Below are 23299 nucleotides of genomic sequence, written 5' to 3'. Positions count from 1 at the left end.
ACCCCAACGCGGCGCTCGATCGTCTCTCAGGCGAGAAGCTGTCTGCGAGCTTGCAGGAGGTTAAAGCTGCGGGCGTGAGTGCAACAGAAGCGAGTTGGAGCGATTTGTAACGCATTGAAACATGCGGAAACGTCTTGGAACGAAACCTGTTGCCTCGTCGCAACGCCACGAAACTTCTGCAACGGGTGACCGACAGGGCACATGTTCAGCGTGATCAGGAGAGCTGCATCGAACCGCTTCTGAGGCGTCGCGGCGCCGAATCAGGTCGAAGGCAGCGGCACGATGATTCGGATCGTGGTGCCGACACCGACCTTGCTGTCGATCTCAATCGTTCCACCGTGGGCGCCCGCGATGCGGGAGACGAGCGATAGGCCGATGCCCGTGCCCTCGACATGTCGAGCATTGGAGCCGCGCACCGATCGGCGCATGATTCCGACGATCTCGTCGGGCGGGATGCCAATGCCCTTGTCGGTGACAGCGATCACGCCGCTATCTCCCGCGATCGAGCATGAGAGGATCACAGGATCCCCCTTCATGTGGATAGAGAATTTCACCGCGTTCTCGAGGAGATTGATGATGGCGATGCCGAGCATCTCGGGATCGGCCATAATCGATGCATGCGCCGCTCGTGGGGCAGCATCCGTCAGAATGTCGGCTTGAAGCAGGTCGTTGGCGCGAGCTGCGCTGGCCAAGACGACCTCCTGCAAGGACGTCCGAACCAGTTGCGGTGAGAAGGACGGCCCCTGCAAACGGCTGCGCGTCAGGTTCACCTCGAGCGTTTCGATGAGCCGTACGATGCCGCGGCGTACGCGTTTGAGGCGGTCGTGATTGGCTTGGTCCTCCACGGGCAAGCTGAGGCCGATGCCGTCGATATTGGAGCGGATCGTGGCGAGCGGCGTGCGATACTGATGCGAGATCACCTCCATGAACCGTACCTGTTGCTCTTGCGACTGCAATTCGGCGCGCAGGGCGTCCTCGGCGATCTTCTTGGCTGCGGCGAGCTCCCGGGTCTTCTCCTCGACCATGGCGACGGCGCGGCGTTCCGCGGCCTGCGCGGCGAGCAGCATCTCGGTGCTCATGGCGGCGTTCATGGCTTCCGCGGAGCGCAGGCGCACCGCCACCGCTCCCGACAGCAACACCATTTGCAGGAGGACCGGCAGCGCATAGGTATGCGCAACCCAGTCTGGCAGCTCCACGAAGCCGGCGCGCTGGACCACCGTTCCCGCCACGCCAAACCAGAGAACCCAGTAGGCTGCGGCGCGCAGCCGCGTGTCGACGCCATTCTCGTTGGCACAGAACAACGCGAGCACCAGGGCGAGCGTCACCAAGATCAAAATGACGACGCCGCCAAACGGCGCGAAGACGAGGTTGGCGTTGAAGCCGACGAAGACGATCCCGATAAAACCCACGCCGGCTCCGGCGAGAAATATCCGGTTCATCCAGGGAAGGCGTTGGGGCAATTCGAGAATGCTGGCGGTGGCGAGCGAGCTGGCCAGCAGCCCGAGCCAGGCCGCAGCTCCAGTGAAGTAGTCGTTGCCGTAGCCGCCGTTCGGAAACAGCAGCATGCGGGACAGACCGAGATTGCCGACATAGACCAGCGTCGCGCCGAGGATGCTGAAGGCGAGCAGCGGATAGGACGGCTTGCGGTCGAAATGAAAGAAGACGAGCTGGATGATCAGCAGGACGGCCATGCCGCCGAACCAGGCGCCGGCGACGAGACCTTGGATAGTCACACGGAACGTATGGACCGTGGGAGAGTAGAGCACCGCCGAGAGATTGAGCGACGAATTGACGCTGGCCAGCCGGATATAAACGAGCATCGCGGTATCCGGCTGCAATTGCAGCGGAACCACGTTGTCGAGCCCGGAGAGCGTATCGTCCGCCGAGAAAGGACGATGATCGCCGGTGGCGTAGTGCTTGAAATCGTCGGCAGCGAGGCCGGGACGGTCGGCTGCGACATAGACGTCGACCAGATCGACGAAATTCGGAGTCAGCGACAGGAGGACACGTTGCCACTCCCCCGCTCCCACGCGAATCCTGAGCCACGCTGCATCCGTCGTATAGCCGAGATTGATGCCGTGGCCTGAAATAGGGAGAAACTGCGCGCTCGCCCTCAGCACGTCCCCCAGGTCCAGGGTCCGCGACGGATCGACGAACAATTCCATGTATCCGTCCAGCGGCAACTCGCCGCTCGGCCCGACGATGGCCGTCGGCTGCAGTTCCCGCGCATCGCCCTCGCGCGCGAAGACGCAGAGGGCGAAGAGACAAACCAGGATAGCAAGGAGGTCGCCAAGGCTGGCGCATCCCTTCGGGCGATCGATCATCGGCAACCATCCCCTCAGGCGTTGTCCACTCGGCGCTGCTGTGTATATGCGATGATTCGAGACGATTGACCTGATTCGTTGCAGTCTATGACGACAAGCTCCCTGCCCCGACAAACCGCTCACCAGCCCAAGTCCGATGGTCAGCCGATTCACGTCGTTCTCGTGGAGGACGATCATGATCTGCGGCAGGGCTTGGCAGAATACCTGCGGCTCAGCGGGATCACTGTGACCGACCTGTCCTCGGCCATCTCATTTTACAAGGCGTTGCGGACGGACGTGTTCGACATCGCCATTCTCGATGTCAACCTCCCCGATGCGAGCGGCTTCGAGCTTGCGCGCGATCTCTCGGCTGAAAGGCGCCCAGGCATCATCATGCTGACGGCCCGGACCGGCCGCGACGACCGCATCCGAGGCTACGCAGAGGGTGCTGACCTTTATCTGACCAAGCCGGTCGATGGTGAAGAGCTTCTGTTCGCCGTCAGAAATCTTGCTCGCCGCGTCCACACTGCCGCAGTTACAAAAGCCGAGCGCATCGATGCGCGGCAGCCGGCGGTTTGGCAGATCGAAACGCAGCGCCGTCTTCTCGTCGCCCCCGGAGGCGTGTCATTGCAGCTCTCGGGACGCGAGTTGCTGCTGCTGGAATATCTCGCACAGGCCGAGGGCGCGACGGTCGCCCGGGCCGGGCTTGCCAAGCACCTCGGCTACGGCGAGATGGACGTGGAAAGCCGAAGCCTCGACGCCGTCCTGCGCCGTTTACGGCAAAAGGCGCAGGATTGCAGCATCGAGCTGCCGTTGCTCGTCATTCATGCGGTCGGGATTCGCTTCTCCGCTCCGCTCGTCAGGACCTGAGCAGGCCCGATCTGTTCAAAAGCCCACGTGTCCGATCCGCCGTGGGTAGATGCGCTTTCCGAGAATGCCTGACTTCCGGGTCGACTTCGTCGCCCATAAGGCGGTCAAGAGCCGGATCTCACATCTGAATCTGCGCAGCGGCCAGTCGCACCAAAGCGATCAGCGGATCCGACTGAGAAGTCGAAGCCAGGTTAGGGCGAGCAGGTGACCGCGCCGTGAACAGTTATGCTGACGCGGCCATCATCGCGGTCACCTTTGCTACAATGTGCGGTTCGCGGTGGGCGGTATGAGGAGATTGTTCACCTCTGCAACACGCGATGCACCGCGGCATCTTCGATGGCGACCTTTTTCCAACGCGGCTCCATATTTCATTCGCTGCGGAAATTCCGTAGAGCATTGGTCACACGTGTTCGGAAAAATGGAATCATTCTCGGCCACGGACCACGGGGCGGCGACCACTGGCTGAAATGGCCGCGAAAAACCGGGCCCTAACCCATGCAGTGGAGAAGGCTTTCCCGCCCGTTCGTCGAGCAGGCGCTTGAGGACGCGCACTTGCCATGATGGTCAGGCCGGCCAGTTTCTCGCCCGCGTTTCCAGACTGAACAGCAGTGTAACGACAAGGCGCCGCCGACCGTGGCAAAGTGCATTGTCCAGATCTCAAAGACGAAGTCCGACCGGCTCATCTGAATGAGGATGCGAAAGTTGATGTTGGCGGCAAGTACCATCGCACTCACGTTGAGCATGATGGGCCTGGTCACGCCGGGGAATACCCCGGGGGGACGCGACTGGTGCGCCAAAATGAGAGGAAGCCTCCGTTGCGCGTATGCCACCGAACAACAATGCCGCGCATCCGCCGGCGGAGGAGGCACTTGCGTTCACCGGCCATCGAGCGCTAGGAGACAGTACGCAATCGACCTCCTCACAACGCCGCGCCGCCAACGATGCCAGCCGATCCTGATCGAGGGATTCCAATCCCGATAGGTGTTTGAGAGGAGGCCTTCGGAGCGGGAGATGCGCTTATGAGCGTTCCCGGAAACGAAGCAGAAGCGACCTACAGGGGATTGTGGTCGAGTGCCGCTTCGCGAGCGGCATTGTTCCTCTGCATCTGGCTCGTGCTTGCTGGGGCTGACGCCTGGGACTTTCCTGCCGCGGCCGGAGCCGTCGCCGCAGCGACCTGGACGAGCCTGCGCTTACTGGCGCCACGGGCCTCGCGCGGCTTAGCTCGTGCCATCGCACAACTGGCGTTGCCCTTCCTGTACGAGTCCGTCGTGGCCGGTGCGGATGTCGCACGGCGCGCGCTCGATCCTCAGCTGCCCCTGCAACCTGGGTTCGTGGCCTACCCAATCGGTCTTCCGCGCGGTGCCGGTCGTAATCTGTTCACCACGCTCACCAGCCTGCTGCCAGGCACGCTGCCGACTGGAACCGAGAAAGGACAGCTCGTCTACCACTGTCTCGATGTCGGACAGCCGGTTGTAGCACAGCTTACGGCAGGGGAAGCGGCATTGTCCCGAGCGCTTACCAATGACTGAGTTCCTGACCGCTGCGCTCGGCTTCATTCTAGCGATGCTGGCGCTTGGCTTGGTGCCCATCCTACGCGGTCCGGGAGACGCAGACCGCATGATGGCGGCGCAGCTGATCGGGACCGGAGGTATCGCGGCGCTGCTCCTGCTCGGGGCCGTGACGGGCGTACCTGCGGCTGCCGACGTCGCATTGACTGTCGCCCTTCTCGCCACCTTCGCTTCCATCGCGTTTGTCAAAAAGGGACTTCCCCATCTGGACGCTGATGAGGCCAGCTCGACGGAGGATAGATGAGCTTCGCACTGGATATTCTGACTATCGCCGCCGTATCGGCGGGCGCGTTCTTTTTTCTTGCAGGCACCGTCGGCCTTCTTCGCTTTCCCGATACCCTGACGCGGCTGCATGCGCTGACCAAGGCAGACAACCTCGGCCTGGGTCTCGTTGTGCTCGGGCTGCTCCCACAAGCGGGCAGCGTGCGCCACGGGTTGAAGCTGGTCGGCATTTGGCTGCTTGTGTTGCTGGCGGGCGCGACGGTCTCTCAGCTGATTGCGCGCGCCGCACGCCAAGGTGGACCTGCGAGATGACCGTAGCGACCATCCTAGAGATGGTGCTCGGCGCAGTGGTGCTGGGCTTGGGGGCCTGGACGATAGCGGCGCGCGAGACCTTTGCGGCAACCGTGGGCTATGTCGCTTACGGGCTGTTGGTCCCGCTCATTTGGGTGCGTCTGGACGCTGTCGATGTTGCGTTGACCGAGGCCGCAATCGGCGGAGGATTGGGAGGCGTGCTGCTACTAGGTGCGGCTGCACGTCTGCGAGCCAGCGAGCCGGCGGCGGCGGCGGAAACGCCGGGCAAGATCGTGCGTCTCGGCGCGGCGGGAGCCTCCGTGATGGTCGCGGCGGCGCTCTCGGCCGCGGTCCTGCTCCTGCCTGATCCCGCACCGACGCTCGCTCCGGCGGCCATCGCAAATGCCTCGGCGACAGGCCTGGCCAATCCGGTCACCAATGTCCTCATGGCCTTTCGCGCCATGGACACCATGCTCGAGAAAGTCGTGCTTTTGCTGGCGATCGTGGGTGTTTGGTCGCTTGCATCCGACCAGGCCTGGGGAGGGCGCCCGGGGCCGCGGCACCAAGCCGATCCGCACGGCGTCTTCGCCTTTCTGGCGCGCTTGTTACCACCGGTCGGCATCGTCGTGGGCATCTACATGTTCTGGACGGGAGCGGACCACCCCGGCGGAGCCTTTCAGGGCGGCTCGATGCTCGCGGCCATGTGGCTGCTCGTCATCATGGCCGGATTGACGGACACACCTCCCGCAAGCGGCCGATGGCTACGGCTCGTCCTGATCGCCGGTCCTGGCGTGTTCCTTGCCGTCGGTCTCGGTGGGGTCTGTTTTGGTCTGGCATTCCTTGCCTATCCGCCGACGAACGCCAAGCCGCTAATTCTCGGTATCGAGGTCGCCATGGTCCTGACGATTGCGGTCACGCTCGGCCTGCTGGTCGCCGGTGCGCCGGAACGGAGCCCCCAGCGATGACCGACACGACGATATTTGGCCTGTACGCCGCGGCTGCTGTAGGGTTCGGACTCTACGGCCTCATCACGAATCCGCAGCCGCTTCGCAAGATCGTCGCCTTCAATCTGATGGGTAGCGGCGTATTTCTCCTGCTCGGCGTCGTCGGCCGACGGGGCGCGGCAGCGGGTTTTGGCAATGATCCGGTGCCGCAGGCCTTGGTCATCACCGGTATCGTCGTCGCGTTTTCCGCAACGGCTTTGGCCGTCGCGTTGTTGCTGCGGCTCTTTCAGACCGCCGGTTCGGCTACGTTGCGCGATGACGCGCCGGCGAGCGCGAGCATCAATCAATCCGGTGACTGATGTCGTATCCCGCCACAGTTCTGGACGCGGTGACGACGACGCGCGGGTTCCTGCTGGTGCTGTCGATCATCGTCCCCGTGGCAGGCGTCCTGCTCGCCTTCGTTGTCGGTGGCCGGCACATCGAGCGGCTCGCGTTCGCAACCATCCTGTTCGGGCTCGCGATAGCCGCGGCGATCCTCGTGGCCCTGCAGCAGAGCGACGGCCCGCTTGTCTATCTGCTCGGCGCCTGGGCGCCCCCGCTCGGCGTGGCCTTGCGCGCGGACGGATTGTCGGCAGTGATGATGATGGTAGCGGCGGTCGTGATCTCTGCGGTTGGTGTTTTTGCCGGCGCCGATTTTCGTCCCGCCGCTGCGGAGTCCCGCGCGCCCTTCGCGTTCTGGATATTGCTCCTGGGCATCTGGGCAGCGCTCAATATAGTCTTCCTGGGCGGAGACCTCTTCACTCTCTATGTCGCTCTGGAACTGGTAACATTCGCCGCCGTTCCGCTGGTATCCCTGGATGGCCGCGCGGAGACGCTTCAGGCTGCGCTGCGATATCTGCTGTTCGCGCTGACCGGTTCGGTCCTCTATTTGCTCGGCACGACACTCTTCTATGGTCTTTACGGCACCCTTGATATCGTGCTGCTGTCGCACCGGGTTCGCGCGCAGCCTGCTACGCTCGTCGCTGCGGCATTGATGACGACAGGTCTTCTGGCCAAGACCGCGCTCTTCCCACTGTATCTCTGGCTGCCGCCTGCCCACGCCGGCGCGCCGGCTGCCGCCAGCGCAATCCTGTCCGGCCTTGTTGTGAAGGGATCTTTCTTCATCCTGGTGCGGCTCTGGTTCCAGGTCATGCCCGGACTGCCTGGCTTCGCCGCCACGCAGCTGCTCGCGGCGCTTGGCGGGGCAGCGATCGTGTTCGGTAGCGTTGTCGCTCTTCGACAAGAACGACTCAAGCTTGTGATTGCTTATTCGACGCTGGCCCAAATCGGGTATCTGTTTCTGATGTTTCCGCTCGCGCTCAGTGCTTCGGGACAGCTCGAGAGTGGCGGAGCCTTGGCGGGCGGTTTGCTGCAGGCAGTCTCTCACGCCACCGCAAAAGCAGCGATGTTCCTGGCGGCCGGGTCGATCTACGCAGTCCTGGGTCAGGATCGCATCGCAGGACTCGGCGGTGTCTGGCGGGCGCTGCCCATCGCGGTCCTGGCCTTCGCGCTGGGCGGCGTTGCATTGATGGGCATACAACCGAGCGGCGCATATCTGGCGAAGGAGCTGTTGCTCCAGGCCGCAGCAGAGAAAGGGCAGTGGTGGTGGGCGGTCGTGCTCCAGGCAGGCGGAATTTTCACCGCCGCATATGTTCTGCTGGTGCTGGCACACGTGCTCGCACCCGCAAAGGCGCCGATCGCTTCGGATCGCCCCGCACTGCGCATTCAGGAGACGGCAGCGCTCGCGCTGGCGCTATGCTCGCTGTTGCTCGGCCTTCTGCCTTGGGAGGCGTATCTACCGATCGCGCAAGGCATCCCATCTTACCGGCTTGGCCCCGAGGCGGTATCCAAGACGCTGTCCAAGGTGCTGTTACCCATCCTGGGAGGCACGGTGGTCGCGACTTTGCTGGGTCGCTGGGGGCCTCCGCCTGCACATATAACCTCCTGGAAGCCTCCTCTCGCGGTAGTCGACCCAATCCGACGCATCGGCCTCGCCCTGGGCGACCTCATTGAAAGGAGTGATGGTTTTCTCCGCCAATGGCCTGTGGCAGGCGTGACCCTCCTTGTGCTGGTGCTGCTGTTCGGCGGCTGCAATGCTGATGGGCTCGTGATGCGAATGCAAGCGCGGCCAGCGTCAGGGCGCCACCAGCTCTTTGCGTAGCGGACCAGTTCAGCCGTCGACGACATCCGGAGCTCGCGCATTGCCGACACACGATGCGTTTCGACCGCCTTGACTCCCCTCGAGCAATGCCTCCGGAACCATGCTTGTCGGCCTGTTGAGGCCGACAACCGCACAAGGCCGTTCTGATCGGCTATGCCTCGCCGTTGTGGATACGCAACGAGGCAGCCCTCACGCCACAGCCACTTTCTCATGGTCCTGCCTGAGCTGATGAAACGGAAGCGTCGGCGGCTTCCTTCCCCCCGAACCAGGTGACATACAAGGTAGGTAGAAGCACCAGCGTCAGAATGGTCGCGACCAACAGGCCGCCCATGATCGCAAAGGCCATCGGCCCCCAGAACACCGTTGGAGCGATGGGTATCATGCCGAGGATCGTGGACAGGGCCGTCAGCATGATCGGACGGAACCGGGAGCTGCTGGCATCCACGGCAGCCTCCCACGGGCTTTTCCCCCCGGCGCGCTCCGCGTCGATCTGGCCGATCAGGATCACCGCGTTCTTGCTGATCATGCCGAGCAGTGCGAGGACGCCGAGAATTGCGACGAAGCCCAACGGGCGATTGGACACCAGCAGTGCCGCAACGACTCCAATCAGACCGAGAGGCGCCACGGTGGCGACCATGAACAATCGTGAGAAGCTTTGCAGTTGCGCCATGAGAATGGTGAACATGGCGAGCAACATCAGGGGGACCACGGCCATGACGGAGGCCTGCGACTTCCTGCTCTCCTCCACCGTCCCGCCGACGACCACATCGTACGATGCAGGAAGGGTCTTTTTGAGGTTCTCGATGGCCGGCGTGAGCGAGCCCACCACCGTGTCCGGCAGTGCGTCGCCGGCGAGAGCAGCCTGGACGGTCAGGGTCGGAACGCGGTCGCGCCGCCAGATCAGGGGAAATTCCTGTTCATATTCGAAGCTGGCAAACTGGCTGAGCGGAACCGTTTGCCCGCCCGGCAGCGGCACCTGCAGCGTACGCAGACCATCAAGCGAAACACGCTGTTCGTCGACTGCGCGCGCCACCACGTTGACCAGGTAGATATCATCGCGAACCTGAGTGATGGGTGTTCCGGATATTACGGTGTTCAGGACAGAGGCTATCGCCTGCGAGCTGAGACCGAGAAGGCGGGCTTCATCCTGATCAACACGAATGCGCACCTGGCGGTCGGGCTCCATCCAGTCGAAATTCACCTGCCTGGCCCTGGGGTCGGTGGCAACGATCTGCGCCACCTTGAGCGCGATTTCACGCACCCGCGCGAGGTCGGGACCGCTCACGCGATATTGCACCGGCCATCCAACCGGCGGCCCAAGCTCAAGCGGAGCAACGAACGCGATGGCGTTTGGGATTTCCTCCGCGAGGAATTTCTCCAGTTTCGCATGCAACCGTTCCCGTGCCGTGACATCCTTTGCAACGATGACCGCCTGCGTGAAAAAATCGTTTGGCAACTGGACATTGAGGGGCAGGTAGAAGCGAATTGCGCCGTGTCCCACATAGGTGCTCCACCGCGCGACATCCGGATCACCGGTCAACGCCGCGTCCAGGCGTTTTGCGGCCGTTTCGCTCGCATAGATCGATGAGTTCTGCGGCAGGCTGAGATCAGCGAGCAGTTCCGGTCGATCGGACGACGGAAAGAACTGCCGCGGGAGCAGAGGCATCGCGAGCATGGATGCGATGAAGAGCATGAGCGAGGCGAGGATCGTCAACCATTTTGCGCGCATCGCGAAGCTAAGGAAGCCTCGATATAGGAGGAAAACCCTGCCCGGAGCAGCGTCGCCCGTCTGTGTTGGCGGAGCGAGAATGAGAACTCCCAGCAGCGGCGTGAAGATGACCGCAACGAACCACGACACGAGCAGCGCGATGGCAACCACGGCAAACAGCGAGAATGTATATTCGCCCGCATTGCTGGCAGCAAAGCCGACCGGTATGAAGCCGGCGATCGTCACCAGCGTTCCCGCGAGCATGGCGAAGGCATGGGTCCGGTATGCGTAGGTCGCGGCCTCGACCTTGCTGTCGCCCTGCGCCAGCCTGTTGAGCGTGGCGTCAGTGGTCGTCATCGCATCATCGACGAGCAGGGCCAGGGCGATGATCAGTGCGCCGAGGGATACTCGCTGCATGTCGATGTTGCTGATTTGCATGACGGGAAATACGATCGCAAGCGTCAAGGGAATCGCGAGCGCGATGATGAGGCCCGGACGAACGCCGAGACTGATGAAGCTCACGGCAAGGATGATGGCGATCGCCTGCAGTAGCGACGTCATGAACTCGCCGATCGCCTTGTCTACGACGGCGGCCTGGTCCGCAACCAGTTTCGGCTCGATTCCGATCGGCAAATCCTCGGTGATCTGCGCCATCGCCTTCTTGATGTTTCTGCCGAGCGCAAGAATGTCGCCACCGTCCCGCATCGCAATCGCGAGCCCGATGGCCGGCTGGCCGTTGACGCGAAACATCGGCTCCGGCGGGTCGGAATAGCCGCGTCGCACCTGCGCAATGTCGCTCAGGCGCAGCATGCGGCCGCCGGCGGCGAAGTTGATGTTTGCGATGTCCTGTTCGGATTGAAAGCCTCCCGACACCTGCAGCGTAATGCGCTCGGTTCCGGTTTGGATCGCTCCCGATGGTCGCACGATGTTTTGTGCTTGCAGCGCTGCAATCAGCGCCGAGCGATCGATTCCAAGGGTGGCGAGCTGCTGCTTCGAGAACTCGATGAAGATGACTTCGTCTTGAGCGCCGAGTATTTCGATCTTTGACACGTCAGGCACAAGAAGCAGCCTAGAGCGAATATCCTCGACACGGTCGCGCAGTTCACGCTGCGTGAAGCCGTCGCTGGTAAAGCCATATATAATACCGAACGTGTCGCCGAAATCGTCATTGAAGCCGGGTCCGACGACCCCGGCAGGGAGCGTGTGACGGATATCGCCGATGTTTTTTCGAACCTGATACCAGGTATCTAAGACCTCCTTCGCGCTGGCGCTTCCTTTCAGGTTCACGAAGATCGTCGTGAGGCCTGCCCGGGTGAAGCTGCGCAGAAAGTCCAGATGAGGCGTATCCTGCAATTTACGTTCGAGCCGCTCCGTCAGCTGCTTCATCGTCTCTTCGACGGATGCGCCGGGCCAGGCGGCCTGAACGACCATAGTCTTGATGATGAAGGCAGGATCCTCGTTCCGGCCGAGCCGGAAATAGGAGAGAACGCCAGCGAGCACCGCAATGATCATGATATAGGCGACGAGCGAACGGCGCTTGAGCGCCCAGTCGGAAAGATTGACGCCGATCATGACCCTGACCCGAGCACGCGGACCTTCTGACCTGGATGAAGGGCCTGGACTCCGGCGGTGACGACAATTTCGCCGGTATCAAGTCCCTGGGAAATGACCGCCTGCGCCTCATCGAATCGCGCGACATCGACGTTGCGTATTGACGCAGTGCTGGTGGACGGATCGACAATCCAAACCGCAGGTTGTTGATTCATCCTGGTCAGGGCCGTCGATGGAATTTCGATCATCGGCCCCGCATTGGTCTGGACCTGCCCCACGACGGTCGCGCCGAGCCGCATTGCCGCGGGGGGATCGGTCAAGCCGACCTTGACCTCAAAGGTCCGGGTTACAGGGTTGGCTTGCTCGGCGACCTCGCGAATCCGCCCCTGCGCCGTGACCTTCGGATCATCCGTCAGGCGTACGGTAATCTGCGGATTGGGCGATGCGGACCTGATCAATTGGGCGGGGACATCGAACACCGCATCGCGACCGTCCTGCCGCGCAATCCTGGCTATCATTTGTCCGGCCTGGACGACTTCGCCGGCGCGGGGACCTGTCGCGGTTATGACACCCGGCGCGTCCGCCTGGAGCTCGGTGAAACTGACCAGGTCATGTGCGGATTTTAGCTGAGCCTCAGCCGCGTCTACCTGTGACTGAGCGGTTTGTTGCGCCTTTGATGCAACATCAAAATTGGCTTGTGTGGTCCATCCCTGTGCGAGCAGGGTCTGCTGACGATCGAAATGGTTGCGTGCTTGCGTCAGCTGGCCTTGCGCGGCGGCAAGGGCAGCCTGCGCCTGGCGCAGCCCGTTCATCTCGTTCTGGGACTCCAACTGCGCCAGAACCTGCCCGGCTTTGACCCGGTCGCCAAGCTTGGTGTCGTTCGCCAGGAGGCGTCCGGAAATCCGGAAAGCCACGCTCACCTCATCCTCGGCTTCGATGCGACCGGTAAACGTAAGCGGCGTACCCGTCTCGCGCTTTACGACGGTTATCGTCCGAACCGGGCGAGGCGTGGGTGCAGCTGCAGTTTCTGTTTCCCTCTCGCAGGCTGCTAGCACCAGGGAAGATGCCACTGCCGCAAGTGCCACAGTGAGCGTCGATCCTGGTAGCATTCGGCCGCCGCGCGTAGCCATGACCAGCCTTTTGAGTTTGAGTTCCGGAAGGCCCGCCGGACAGATCACGATCACAAAATCGACCCGCCCTCAAGACATCCGGCCAAGAGCGCGGTCCGGCGAACCATCGGAACACTCCCTTCCCTAGACTCTCCGCGGATGTCGGGATTGTAACGGAATGATCCTCCCTTTTGCTCAGGGTTTTGTCCGATGTCGCGTCATGCTCTGGCGACCCTCAATGAGGTCATCGCCCGTGGCAAGATGAGCTGGGTGGTCGGCAGTTCGGACGATAGCATAGAAAAAGGGTTCAGGCCACATCCGAGCAGCTCGCCCATCCCCAACCACTCGCCATCGCGCGTCGATCTCACGCGCTTCGATCGGTAAACAATGCTGTCACACGAAGCCGTCGCCGACATCAACGCGGGGCTCCCCCACATGCATAACGACAACAGTCATGTCGAAAGGAGCCGTGCATAGCATGCGGTCCATGCCGAGCTGGACGGAGTACCAGCTCCCCTATGCTGAGTTGACCCGCCGGGTGAATGCCGATGACCGACGGCGCGGTCTAGCGTCGGCGTCGGGCAATTCCGCACCGAGGATACGCGCTCCTGTCATTGCGAGCGCTCCGGCCTGACTGTATGCGAATGGAGATGTCGCCTTGGTGACATCTGCTTTGGTTGCGCACTCTGCCGAGGAGCCACTCCTGTACAGCACTCGGGATGGAACTTTGGTATGCCGACGGTCACCGCCATACTCATATCCGCCCACAAGACCAGCGGCAGAGCTATGGCAGCGACGTGAAGGATATGCTTCATGGTGCTGACCTTTCGGGTTTGTTGACGGTTGAACGCCTTGGCGCAGCGCGTCATTTTCCACTGGTTGCAACGTCGCATTGAGACTGCAGCCTTCGTGGTCCCTATCACAAGCCTTGAGAAGGGAGGATCAGTATATCGGGTACATCGCGGCAGCCATTTTAGCTTATTTGACTGAGCGAGGAATGTCGCCCAAAGCGGCGATCGCGGCCCGTACGCCAGATGTCTGCTTATCGCGGGTATCGGGCTGAAGTTCTCCGACCGTGGAGCGCACGAGCTCGAGGCCAGCTGAGGAATTGCAGGCACTGCAGGACGTCGTCGACACCTTGCAGCAACAGCGCGACATGGCCGAAGAGACGTTGACCAGTTTGATCGAAGCGATGCGACCTCTTTGCGGCGAGCGCACTTTATTCGGGTTTTTGTGAAGCGAGAACGCGCATTGGAAGGTCACGCAAATCGTGCGCGAGCGGCGTTGCCTGCGGCGCTAGGATCTCGAAGGTTCGCTCTTGGTGTGTCGGCGGCGCTGTTACCAAGCGACGGGCTACGGTTAGGAGGGCCAACAGCAGGCCGACGGCAGCCATAAAATAGAACACGCCGTCGATGCTGAACCTCGCCATCAAACTGGTGCCGATCAGCGGGCCAAGGATCGAGCCAAGCCCGCTGACCAGGATGAGCCGGCCGCTCACTGCAATAACCTGATCGGCTGGCATTTGGTCGTGCGCGTTGGCGACACAGACCGGGTAAAGGGTCGACATGAAGCCGCCGAGCAGCGCAGCGGCTGGCAAGATCACCGGGCGCGAGTGCGGCAAATAGACCACCGCGATCGCGGTGGCAGCAAAGCCGAAGCTCAGCATCGATAACACGATGCGCCGGTCGAATTGATCCGACAGTCGACCGATCGGAACTTGGAACGCGAGCCCGCCAAGCACAGCGATCAACATGAAGGTCGCTATCGTCTCGCGTGCGATGCCTTCATCCTGCATCCATGCGGGAACGAGCGAGTAGAAACTGGCGCTGATCAGCCCGCTCACCGTGCAGCCGGCGACGGCGACGGGCGCCGCGCGGAACAATTGGCCGAACGGCAGCGAAGCCGACGCGGTCCCGCGGGGCGGTTCGGCCCGCGTCGTGCTCACGATGACTAGAGCCACAGCGAACAGGACAGCGATTGCATTGAAAGGTTCTGCCGCTTCAACCTTGGCATGGCCGATCAGCAGTTGTCCTAACGCAAGAGCGAGGAACGTGCCGAACATGTAGGTTGAGAAAATCTGTCCGCGCTCAGTTGGCTCCGCCTTGGCGTTGAGCCAGCTCTCAGTGGCGATGAAAAGACCAGAGCAACCAAAGCCGATGACCGCACGCAGGATCAGCCACGACAGTGGGCTCGCCAGAAGCGGCATGGCTGCGGTCGCGGCGACGACCGTTCCTGCGAAGGCGGCATAGGCGCGGATGTGACCAACCGCTTCGATGATCCGTTCGCAACGCAACGCGCCCAGTGTGAAGCCGGCAAAATAGCTGCTGAGCACCAGGCCAGACATAGTCGGCCCAAAAACCTCGATTGCGACACGCAAGGAGATGAAGGTGCCGAAGAAACCGTTGGCGAGTTGGATGATGCTCGTTGCGAGGATCAGCATCCCGATCTGCGCTCGCGGCGACTTCGACAGCATCAGCCTTCTCCCTTGCAACAGTTTCCGACGACTCACGCGCTCAAGCTAGAGCGGTCTTCGGCGATCGGGCGGTGCCGTCGAGTTCGTCGTCGCGCCCGATGGGCCCGGTCCGAAGATCGACAAGAGGTCCAACTTTGCACTTCGCCGACATGACCGGCCAGCAAAGACAGTATTTCGACCATCGGCTCGCGAACCCGAGAGCCTCGAAATTTTCCGCGCGCAATTCCGCGCTTCAAGATAACACGCAGGCGCATTGACGGAGTGGTCAAGTCTGATGGAACCTTGATTATCGATCACGAGAGCGGCGATTTGAGCGCTGCAGCAAATTTGGTGGTTGAATGTCCCATTGGGGTCAAACTGAGAAAGACTCAGCCCGAGCAAATGTCTTCCGTGTTACTGCCGGAAGCGGACACTGCGCGATACAATCGGCGTGTCTCAAAGGGCCAATACGCAACCAACAGACATCGCAATATCATCGCGGCTGATAATGGGTCAGCACCTGTACCATTTCTATCTGCTATCCGCCGTTGAATGTGGGCGGATAAACTCTGCCCTTCCTTCAAACACATCAGGCAACAGCCTGATCATGGAGATAAGAAGCCGAAGGAGAAAAGCCGTGGAAAACAAGCCATCGCTATCCGCCCCCTTACGTCGCAGAGGCGAAGCCGCTGCGCCCGCATCCGCTTGATCTCCTCATCAAGCGCGTCCATCTCCTCATCATGACGATTAGACCGCGATACGGTCGCATCGTCGGCGCGCATCTTGCTGAGCGCCTTCTACGGAGAGTTTTTTTGTTTCGGCCAGGATTTCCGGTCCTCTAAAGCTGTTGGACGGGAATGCCTAGTTATCGAGGTTGGCAAACGCCGTCTCTAGAACGTCGCCAATCGGCTGCCAAGTGCGGCCGTCGAATTGAACCAATCGCATGTGCTTGATTGGCCGGAAATTCAATGGACCGGTGGTGATCTTGATGCCGGGCAAAAGGGCGGAGCTCTGATAGTCCTTTAGCGCTGCAGCCTGCTTCATGACATTCTCACGCGACAAGTCATTGCCAGACTGCCTGAGCACCTGCGCCAGCGTCTCGGCGGCGGCGTATCCGAACATGGCGGCGCTTTCGTCCCCGCCACCGATTCGTTGATATTTCTCCAGAAATGATTGCCAATCAGAGCCGGACTGTCCGACCTTCCAAGCCGGATCGTCAGCGTCCTTGAGGTATGCGGCGGTGATTACACCTACCGCATTGTCCAAGCCGGCAGGTTTTAGAGCCATTGCGATCGACGAGGCCATCTGGTTCAGGATGAAGGTGGGACGCCAATTAATGTCCGCTGCCAGGCGGATCACTTTCGCGGCGTTTGAGGCTACGCCCGCAAAGACAACGACTTCTGCACCTGATCGCTTCAGGATCGATACGTGTGTGTCTAGATGTTCGTCCCTAAGATCGTAGGCGATACCGACCCTGATCATTTGGGCGATCTCTCCTAGCCCATCCTCCAGACCCTTGATGATCTCACGACCGAAGTAGTCATTCTGCCAGAGAACCACGATCCTCTTTCCCGGGTAGAATGCCTGGATGTAATTCGCGTAGATGCGTCCCTCTTCTCGGAACGAAGGCTGCCAGCCCATTGTCCATGGGAACGAGCTTGGATCGCTGAGATGATCGTCGCCGGAAGCAACAAACAGCTGAGGGATCTGTTTTTCATTCAAGTATTTGCGAACGGCGAAATTGCCTGGTGTACCGAAGGAACCAAACATCAGGAGAACATTGTCCTGCTCGACAAGCGCACGCGTCAAGCTCAGGGAGGATGCCGCATCAGATTTATCGTCGTAGGAGATGAAGCGCACTTTGCGGCCATTGATGCCACCGCGCTCATTGAGCATCTCAAAATAGGCCGCCTCGGCCTTGCCGATTGCCCCAAAGATCTCAAGGTTTCCACTATACGGCATGAGATTGCCGATGCGGATTTCGTTGTCGGCCACCTCCTCACGCACGCGCTCCGAGATCGCGCCCAACGAGGCAACAGCAACAGCGATGGTCAGCAGGGTCCGGAGCAGCGTATCCATTGCAAAAACTCGACTAGATGGAGCGCGCTTGCCTAGATTTCAAGCCTGCCGGATTGATTACTTGATCTAGATCAATAGAGGGCTGCTTTGGCGGTGTCAGCGGCGCGGCTGCGGCCGCGAGGTTGTTGTCTTTACTGCGCGCAAAAGTGGCGGGTCAATTTAGCTGACGCAAAAACGATCGGCGTCGCAACGGTATATGTTCGCCCGGAGTGAGCGTCTGCCGGAGCGTGGGCATTTTGACCTTTGACTACAGTGTTCTCCAAGACTTCCATCGGGAAGCGCGTGCGATCTTCCATGCGGCCCCCGCCGTAACTGTCGGTGCACGTATTGAGCATCGAGTTCATGAACTGCTCGAACAGATAGCCGTTGGCTGCATGGAGTTCGACACCATCGAACCCGACCTTCCGTGCATTGGCGGCAGCTTTGGCAAAGGTGCCGACTATGGCCGACACTTCATCCGTGCTGAGGGGCCTCGGCGTCTCCGTAGGCATATAACCCAACCGGCCATCCGGGCCGTGGGCAAACACCGACGAGCCCCCTGCCCGTTGCTCGGTCACGCCCACCGGCGCCTGGCCGTTCGGCAGAATCGAGGAATGGGCCATCCTGCCGACGTGCCACAACTGCAGAAAGATCGTGCCGCCATGACGGTGAACCTCATCGGTCACCAGGCGCCAGCCCTGCATTTGGGCTTCCGAGTGGATTCCGGGTGTCCTTGCGTAACCGTGGCTGGACTGATCCACGTTGGCGGCCTCGGTGATGATCAGGCTCTGGATCTGGGTGGAGGCAAGCGTGACGATACCGCTTGACGTCTGCGCGTCGGTGCCGAGATAGGCGATGACTGCCTTGATAGGCGCGCCCGCAGCGGCGAGCTTCAGGATAGAGCCGTTGAAAGCGCCGCCGAAGTCGATGTCACCGTCACTGCCGCCTGGATGTCCTGAGGGCCACTAATTGTATTGCCGATCCAGTTGAGTTTGACGGGCGCGAGGTATCCGAGATCCTCAGCGAGCTCGGGGTAGAGCACGCGGCCCGACCAGCCCTGATATCGCAGCTCGAGCTTTTCCGGCGCCGGCCCCGGCTGCTTCGGCGCATCCTCCGCACGGAGAAGGCCCGGGGCCGAGACCAGCAGAAAGCAGAAGAGAGTGAAGAAACGCAACGCCTGTTCAGCAGCGAATTTCGGACATTCACAAGCTGCAGCCAGAGTTCGGCCGCCTCCGCTCCCGATCCGCAGATAACAAATACGCATCGACCGTCTCTCCTGGCTGGAGATTGCACGCCGGCGGACGTCTAGAATACGCCGTCATATTCCAATGTGAGGCGGTGGATGCGGCGCGGAGCCTTGCCGTAGTCACGAGTCGCGTAATGCTGGACCTGTCTGTTGTCCCAAATCGCGACGTCACCCTCCTGCCACTCGAAGCGAGCCTGCACTTCGGGCGTCTTGATGAGATCGTACAGATAGTTCAATAAGCTCTGGCTGGCGGTCTTGGAGACGCCGAGCAGATGGCTGGTGTGGGCCTCGTTGACGAAGATCAGCTTGCGGCCCGTCTCCGGGTGCGTCTTGACGACGGGCACTTCGATCGGCGGAAACTTGACGGCGGCATCCCTGACGCGCGCCAGCCCCTCTTCAGCCGTTTCTTGTCCTCCTGCTGCATAGCCCGAGAGAAGATCCGACAGCGCGGCCTTTTTCGGCGAAGCCCAGAAGGTGTTCACTGCCGTCAATTTCTCGAAATAGCGGGCTAGGTCGGGATCGAGCAGATCATAGACAGCGCCGGAAGAAGCCCAGATCGTATCACCGCCCCCGCCGGGAGGCACCTGCTTGATATGCAGCACCGTCGCCTTGGGAGGCTCGCGCTGCCATGAGACATCGACGTGCCAATTGTCGGTTCCGCCCGACTTGGTGTGTTCGTCATGGGCGATGACCTCGATCTCGGGAAACTCGTTCACCGACGGCAGATAGATATTCTTGCGGATGGGGCTGCCGAAGACGCGGGCAAGTTCGACATGCTGGCCGGAGTTCAGCGCCTGATTGCGGATGAAGATGACGCCGTGCTCGATCAACGCACGGTTTAGATCCTGCTTGTTGCGATCGCTGAGCGGCTTGGTCAAATCGACGTTCTCGATCACCGCTCCGATCAGTGGCTTATAGCGACGGACAGAAAGGTCTTGATGTTGCCCTGTATTCCCGACGGCTGACTCCGCCAGCGCAATGCTCATTGTTGATGGCCTCCCGGAAAATTAAAGCGATTAAAATCGTCAGTCTGCGCACAACCGGAGTCAAGCTTGATCGGAAAATAAGTAACTCTATTCGACAAACCGGCGAGCAACACCTCATCCATGTTTTCCTTCATGATCAAACGAAAATTTTGACCTATGGAACATCGGCGCAAGCAAACGAGTCCTGCGAAAATACGACCGTGCGCTCGATGCGGCCATGAATGAAGCCTACGCCCGCTCCCAAGCCAGCGGACCAGCGGATATTTGTTGCTGTTTGCAATGGAAATTTGGAATGGCGAGGTCCGTCCTTTTTTGTATTTTCCTTGTCGCCTCACGTTGGGTGATGCAATGGCTCAGTCACTTTCGATCATTCGACTTCCATAGCCACCACGTCCCGCCTCAATGGCAACTGACAACATTGCGGAATTTTGCGCCGAGCGAGCGCTCACGATGAGAGCGCATCAACACCCGCCTCGTCGATCCCGGCGCGCTGACCGCTGCGATCGATGACGGTGATATCGCCGGACGCGCGGTAAACATCCTGACCGCATTATCCTCGTTCGGGCGCGAGGTATCTGCCATTGACGTGTTAGACAATCGCAAGCGCAGACTTGGAGACGCGGCTGCTAATCCTGCCTCAATTTCCCGGCGTCAGGAAGATCGGCGACGTCCAGATTCTCGACTGGTCCCGCTGCCGCGCGGTGATGAACAGCGGATGCTCGATCCCCGATGTGAGATCGAAGCCGGAGAGATCGATCTCGCCGCTGACATCGCGCGGCAGCGCGACGTCAGAGACACGCTCAACGGCCACCTCCAGCTCGATTCCGCTGAGAGCGAGCGCGCGGCCGCCTGCAAGAAGGTCGGTGCCGGAGATCTCGAGGCTGAACTGCGGCGCATGTACGTGAGGCGACGGACTCAAGGGATCACCGACCTTCACATAGCCCGTAATGCCCCCTCGCACTTCGATCCTGGCACCCGCGAGACCCGACAGGGTCAATTCGATGGCATCCGTGTCTCCATGGGTCGCCGTGACAAATCCCACGGTGGTCGTGTCCTTGCGCCAGGCCCGCTGTTCCGGATGATCGAATCCGACGCCGCGGACATCAAGGATTGCGGCGCCGAGCACCGTGATCTCGCCGCTCCAGTTAGCGGCACGATAGCGATCCCTGATGCGCGCACCGGCGAGACGCACCCTCACCTTGCGCTCGGAGAGACCGGCTTCCGCATTCAGGTCCCGGCGCCAGATCAGGTGGCCGGCATCGAACAGTTCGACGCTTTCCCAGCCCTGATCGCCCAGCAGCCGGTAGGTCAACGGCTCATGCCGACTGACGGCGACAACCTCGCCCATCCAGGCCGCGCCGAGCCGCAGGCTCGCGAAGCTGCGCTCGCCGGTCGTTGCGAAGGTGCGCCGCGCGCGCAGCGCCTGCCCCACACTCGCGCGGTCGAGGCGCTCCGCGAGGACGCCCGTCAATCCACCGCGGGAGCCGAACACGGCCGTGGCCGGCGCACCGCCGCCGCATCGTCCCTGGTGTTCGTCACCCGCAGCGGACGCACCCACGCGATAGCCACGCGCCAACGCGTCGATATAGAACCAGTGGAACTGTCCCCAGGACGACCCCACCTCGACAAGGCGCTCGAGTTCAGGGTGATGCCAATCGAGGATGCAGCGTCGCCCGCCCACATGGGGAATGAGGAGATGCTCCTCCGGGCTATCGGCATACGCCGCATAAAGCTCGTCAACCGGCCACACGCCGGGACGAATGGTGCCGGCCGTCGTCTCGTTCCACTCGAACGAGCGCACTGAATGGCCTTCTGCATCAAACGGAAACCGCGGCTTGCCTTCCCCCAGAAACACAACGTTGCGGTCGCCGCCGGCGCTGGAGTTGCCGCACCACTCGGTCCCCGGATAGCAGACGAACCGGCCCGGCGCGTTCAGCCCGGCAATGATCTCGACCGCCCGCTCCCAGTCGGCCTGCTTGATGTTGAAGTCGTTGACGGTGTACCCGACGATGTCGAGCGCCGCCACGTCGCGGCCATAGGCAAGGTTGTAGAGCGTATCGTTGGTGCCCACGGTGTCATGGGAATGCACATGGAGATCCGCGTAAAGCGGACGCATGTCCTGCGCAAGCGGTTCGACCTGGACGAAGGCAACCGCCGGCGCGGCGAGACCTTCGACCTGCGCCTCCAACCGCCACTCGCCTCTGCGCTCCAATGCCAGTCCGTGGACGCGTGCGACGTTCCATCCCTCGGCAGCGAAGTTGAGTGGCTGCAATTGCACGTGCCCGGCGGGATCGATCAGGCGGAGCTCGCCACGCGCTGCACGGTCGCGACAGGTGTTGCCCCACAGATCGTCCAAGCGAACCACGATGTCGAACAGAGACTGCGGTGCCACCAGCCGCGGCGCCGTCAACACTGGCGACCGCGGCGGCCCGGGCACGATGTTGATGACACAGTCGCCGGGCGCCTCTGCGAATTTCGAGCTGCCGAGCGGGTCGATGAACAGGCGGAAACGAAAGTCCTTCTCGACGAAGCTCTGCACGCGGGTGCCACCGCCGCCCTGCCGGCGGTCGCCGAGCCGGATCACGATGCGGTCTCCAGGGTTGAGATAGCCGTCCACGATGTCGACGATGATCGCCTTCTGGAAGGGCCGCTCGTGCCCTTTCTGGTCGAAGCGCACCTTCAAGCCCTGCACCGTCGACGGGCTTTGCCCCGGCCGCAGCGGTCCGGCGTGATATTCGGCGGACACGTAGTTCGCACCGGCCGGATCGGAGGTCTGGAACAATGCCCAGTCGGAATAGAACTTGAACGCGAGCTTGAGCCAGGCGCCGTCGGCGAGGCCGACCGCGCCGACCTCATAGACCAGCTCGATCTCGGTCCATTCGCCGGCGACGAGCTGCTCGCGATTGCAGCTGACCCGCCCGAGGAACGGCAGGGCCTTGTTCTGCTCGTACAGGCCCTGTGGCGCGACGTAGCGGCCGGCGCGAATGCGCGGATCAGTCTCTGCGGTCATGCGATGCTTTCTATGAGGGCTGTTTCAAAATCATGGGGTGCGCCAGGCCTGGTAGCGGCGCTCGACGCGACGAAACACCAAGCTCTCTGCAAGCCATGCGATCAGGCCGATCAGCACAATTCCAAGCAGCACCTGGCTGGCATTGCCGACCTGGCCACCCATTGCGACCATCCAGCCGATGCCCTGCGACGCTCCGATCATTTCCGCGGCGACGAGTGCGCGCCAGGCCTGGCTGAAGCCGATCCGCAGCGCCGCAGTGACGAAGGGAAGCGATGCCGGCAGATAGACGTGACGCAGCAGTTGCACAGGGCTTGCGCCGAGCGTGCGCGCGGCGCGCACCTGGCCGGCAACAATGCCGAGCACGCCTTCCTGGATGGTGACCGCCATCGGGAATACGGCGGCGACGAAGATGACTACCGCAATGGCGAGATAGCCGAGCCCAAAGAAGATCAGGCAAAGCGGCGCCCAAGCGATCGGTGGAATGGCCATGAACAAGCTGACCAGCGGCGACGCGAAGGCGCGGAACCGCTGCGACAGCCCGCCGGCAGTGCCGATCGCCAGCGCGACGAGCACCGCCATGGCAAAGCCGCCGGCTTCGCGCGCGAGGCTTGCACCCACCTGCCGGCCGAGATCGCCGCTCCGGATCCAGCGCAACGCTTCAATCGCGACATCCCAGGGCTGCGGCAGCACGTAAGGAGGTACCCGGCTCGCGGCCATGCACCGGACCAGCAGCAGAGCCGGCAGCGACGCCCAGCCCCAGGACGGTTTCGGCATACGCATT

General features: G+C 61.7%; 18 protein-coding genes. 8 read left to right on the top strand and 10 right to left on the bottom strand.

Going from position 1 to position 23299, the window contains the following annotated elements; all coding sequences use genetic code 11:
• Positions 1 to 260 precede the first annotated feature (260 nt).
• The gene (locus YY7_RS0100335; protein WP_028161491.1) at positions 261 to 2324 is read right to left on the bottom strand and encodes a sensor histidine kinase; all 2064 of its coding nucleotides are present in this window, start codon (positions 2322 to 2324) and stop codon (positions 261 to 263) included.
• A 162-nt stretch (positions 2325 to 2486) separates the two neighbouring features.
• On the opposite strand from YY7_RS0100335, the gene YY7_RS60000 reads away from it, so the two are divergent.
• The 8 genes from YY7_RS60000 (at position 2487) to YY7_RS50095 (ending at position 8398) form a co-directional block, all read left to right on the top strand.
• Positions 2487 to 3173, top strand: a complete 687-nt coding sequence (locus tag YY7_RS60000; RefSeq protein WP_028161490.1) for a response regulator transcription factor — start codon at positions 2487 to 2489, stop codon at positions 3171 to 3173.
• Positions 3174 to 3860: 687 nt separating this feature from the next.
• Complete coding sequence (locus tag YY7_RS59995; RefSeq protein WP_155254970.1) at positions 3861 to 4154, top strand: DUF3551 domain-containing protein; 294 nt, start codon at positions 3861 to 3863, stop codon at positions 4152 to 4154.
• A 38-nt stretch (positions 4155 to 4192) separates the two neighbouring features.
• Positions 4193 to 4702, top strand: a complete 510-nt coding sequence (locus YY7_RS0100320) for a Na+/H+ antiporter subunit E (RefSeq protein WP_028161488.1) — start codon at positions 4193 to 4195, stop codon at positions 4700 to 4702.
• Complete coding sequence (locus YY7_RS0100315) at positions 4695 to 4985, top strand: monovalent cation/H+ antiporter complex subunit F (protein WP_028161487.1); 291 nt, start codon at positions 4695 to 4697, stop codon at positions 4983 to 4985. Before YY7_RS0100320 ends, YY7_RS0100315 begins: the two co-directional genes overlap by 8 nt.
• Entirely contained in the window at positions 4982 to 5275 is a 294-nt protein-coding gene (locus YY7_RS0100310; protein ID WP_028161486.1) for a monovalent cation/H(+) antiporter subunit G, read from the top strand. Before YY7_RS0100315 ends, YY7_RS0100310 begins: the two co-directional genes overlap by 4 nt.
• A complete protein-coding gene (locus YY7_RS0100305) occupies positions 5272 to 6219 on the top strand; it encodes an MnhB domain-containing protein (RefSeq protein WP_028161485.1) in 948 nt (315 codons plus the stop codon). Before YY7_RS0100310 ends, YY7_RS0100305 begins: the two co-directional genes overlap by 4 nt.
• Positions 6216 to 6557, top strand: a complete 342-nt coding sequence (locus YY7_RS0100300; RefSeq protein ID WP_028161484.1) for an NADH-quinone oxidoreductase subunit K — start codon at positions 6216 to 6218, stop codon at positions 6555 to 6557. The genes YY7_RS0100305 and YY7_RS0100300 overlap by 4 nt, the downstream gene beginning before the upstream one ends.
• Entirely contained in the window at positions 6557 to 8398 is a 1842-nt protein-coding gene (locus YY7_RS50095; protein ID WP_051396398.1) for a complex I subunit 5 family protein, read from the top strand. Before YY7_RS0100300 ends, YY7_RS50095 begins: the two co-directional genes overlap by 1 nt.
• A gap of 208 nt (positions 8399 to 8606) precedes the next feature.
• On the opposite strand, the gene YY7_RS0100290 is transcribed toward YY7_RS50095, so the two are convergent.
• The 9 genes from YY7_RS0100290 to YY7_RS0100240 form a co-directional block, all read right to left on the bottom strand.
• A complete protein-coding gene (locus YY7_RS0100290; protein WP_028161483.1) occupies positions 8607 to 11678 on the bottom strand; it encodes an efflux RND transporter permease subunit in 3072 nt (1023 codons plus the stop codon).
• Complete coding sequence (locus YY7_RS0100285; RefSeq protein ID WP_051396441.1) at positions 11675 to 12766, bottom strand: efflux RND transporter periplasmic adaptor subunit; 1092 nt, start codon at positions 12764 to 12766, stop codon at positions 11675 to 11677. Before YY7_RS0100285 ends, YY7_RS0100290 begins: the two co-directional genes overlap by 4 nt.
• Positions 12767 to 13985: 1219 nt before the next feature.
• A complete protein-coding gene (locus YY7_RS50090) occupies positions 13986 to 15239 on the bottom strand; it encodes an MFS transporter (RefSeq protein ID WP_051396397.1) in 1254 nt (417 codons plus the stop codon).
• An 840-nt stretch (positions 15240 to 16079) separates the two neighbouring features.
• Entirely contained in the window at positions 16080 to 17297 is a 1218-nt protein-coding gene (locus YY7_RS0100265; protein WP_028161481.1) for an ABC transporter substrate-binding protein, read from the bottom strand.
• A gap of 131 nt (positions 17298 to 17428) precedes the next feature.
• Positions 17429 to 18037: a hypothetical protein gene (locus tag YY7_RS57630; protein ID WP_245287133.1), complete on the bottom strand. Its 609-nt coding sequence runs from the start codon at positions 18035 to 18037 to the stop codon at positions 17429 to 17431.
• Between the two features lie 131 nt (positions 18038 to 18168).
• Entirely contained in the window at positions 18169 to 18540 is a 372-nt protein-coding gene (locus YY7_RS61735) for a hypothetical protein (RefSeq protein ID WP_196237206.1), read from the bottom strand.
• A gap of 41 nt (positions 18541 to 18581) precedes the next feature.
• On the bottom strand, positions 18582 to 19508 hold the full coding sequence (locus tag YY7_RS0100250; protein ID WP_028161479.1) for a TauD/TfdA dioxygenase family protein: 927 nt from the start codon (positions 19506 to 19508) through the stop codon (positions 18582 to 18584).
• Between the two features lie 637 nt (positions 19509 to 20145).
• Positions 20146 to 22518: a hypothetical protein gene (locus YY7_RS0100245; protein ID WP_028161478.1), complete on the bottom strand. Its 2373-nt coding sequence runs from the start codon at positions 22516 to 22518 to the stop codon at positions 20146 to 20148.
• Between the two features lie 30 nt (positions 22519 to 22548).
• Entirely contained in the window at positions 22549 to 23298 is a 750-nt protein-coding gene (locus YY7_RS0100240) for an ABC transporter permease (protein ID WP_028161477.1), read from the bottom strand.
• Position 23299: the final 1 nt, after the last annotated feature.

The sequence above is a fragment of the Bradyrhizobium elkanii WSM2783 genome, from assembly GCF_000472865.1.
GTDB classification, from domain to species: Bacteria; Pseudomonadota; Alphaproteobacteria; order Rhizobiales; family Xanthobacteraceae; genus Bradyrhizobium; species Bradyrhizobium elkanii_A.
This window is presented reverse-complemented; position numbering and strand designations above follow the sequence as displayed.

What these genes read in the sequence shown, in the direction of transcription:
- YY7_RS0100245 (WP_028161478.1), bottom strand. Translation starts at nt 22,518, where the DNA reads ATGACCGCAGAGACTGATCCGCGCATTCGCGCCGGCCGCTACGTCGCG.
- YY7_RS0100290 (WP_028161483.1), bottom strand. Translation starts at nt 11,678, where the DNA reads ATGATCGGCGTCAATCTTTCCGACTGGGCGCTCAAGCGCCGTTCGCTC.
- YY7_RS0100310 (WP_028161486.1), top strand. Translation starts at nt 4,982, where the DNA reads ATGAGCTTCGCACTGGATATTCTGACTATCGCCGCCGTATCGGCGGGC.
- YY7_RS59995 (WP_155254970.1), top strand. Translation starts at nt 3,861, where the DNA reads ATGAGGATGCGAAAGTTGATGTTGGCGGCAAGTACCATCGCACTCACG.
- YY7_RS0100335 (WP_028161491.1), bottom strand. Translation starts at nt 2,324, where the DNA reads ATGATCGATCGCCCGAAGGGATGCGCCAGCCTTGGCGACCTCCTTGCT.
- YY7_RS50095 (WP_051396398.1), top strand. Translation starts at nt 6,557, where the DNA reads ATGTCGTATCCCGCCACAGTTCTGGACGCGGTGACGACGACGCGCGGG.
- YY7_RS0100265 (WP_028161481.1), bottom strand. Translation starts at nt 17,297, where the DNA reads ATGGATACGCTGCTCCGGACCCTGCTGACCATCGCTGTTGCTGTTGCC.
- YY7_RS0100320 (WP_028161488.1), top strand. Translation starts at nt 4,193, where the DNA reads ATGAGCGTTCCCGGAAACGAAGCAGAAGCGACCTACAGGGGATTGTGG.
- YY7_RS0100285 (WP_051396441.1), bottom strand. Translation starts at nt 12,766, where the DNA reads ATGCTACCAGGATCGACGCTCACTGTGGCACTTGCGGCAGTGGCATCT.
- YY7_RS0100305 (WP_028161485.1), top strand. Translation starts at nt 5,272, where the DNA reads ATGACCGTAGCGACCATCCTAGAGATGGTGCTCGGCGCAGTGGTGCTG.
- YY7_RS0100240 (WP_028161477.1), bottom strand. Translation starts at nt 23,298, where the DNA reads ATGCGTATGCCGAAACCGTCCTGGGGCTGGGCGTCGCTGCCGGCTCTG.
- YY7_RS61735 (WP_196237206.1), bottom strand. Translation starts at nt 18,540, where the DNA reads ATGCGTATTTGTTATCTGCGGATCGGGAGCGGAGGCGGCCGAACTCTG.
- YY7_RS0100300 (WP_028161484.1), top strand. Translation starts at nt 6,216, where the DNA reads ATGACCGACACGACGATATTTGGCCTGTACGCCGCGGCTGCTGTAGGG.
- YY7_RS0100250 (WP_028161479.1), bottom strand. Translation starts at nt 19,508, where the DNA reads ATGAGCATTGCGCTGGCGGAGTCAGCCGTCGGGAATACAGGGCAACAT.
- YY7_RS50090 (WP_051396397.1), bottom strand. Translation starts at nt 15,239, where the DNA reads ATGCTGTCGAAGTCGCCGCGAGCGCAGATCGGGATGCTGATCCTCGCA.
- YY7_RS0100315 (WP_028161487.1), top strand. Translation starts at nt 4,695, where the DNA reads ATGACTGAGTTCCTGACCGCTGCGCTCGGCTTCATTCTAGCGATGCTG.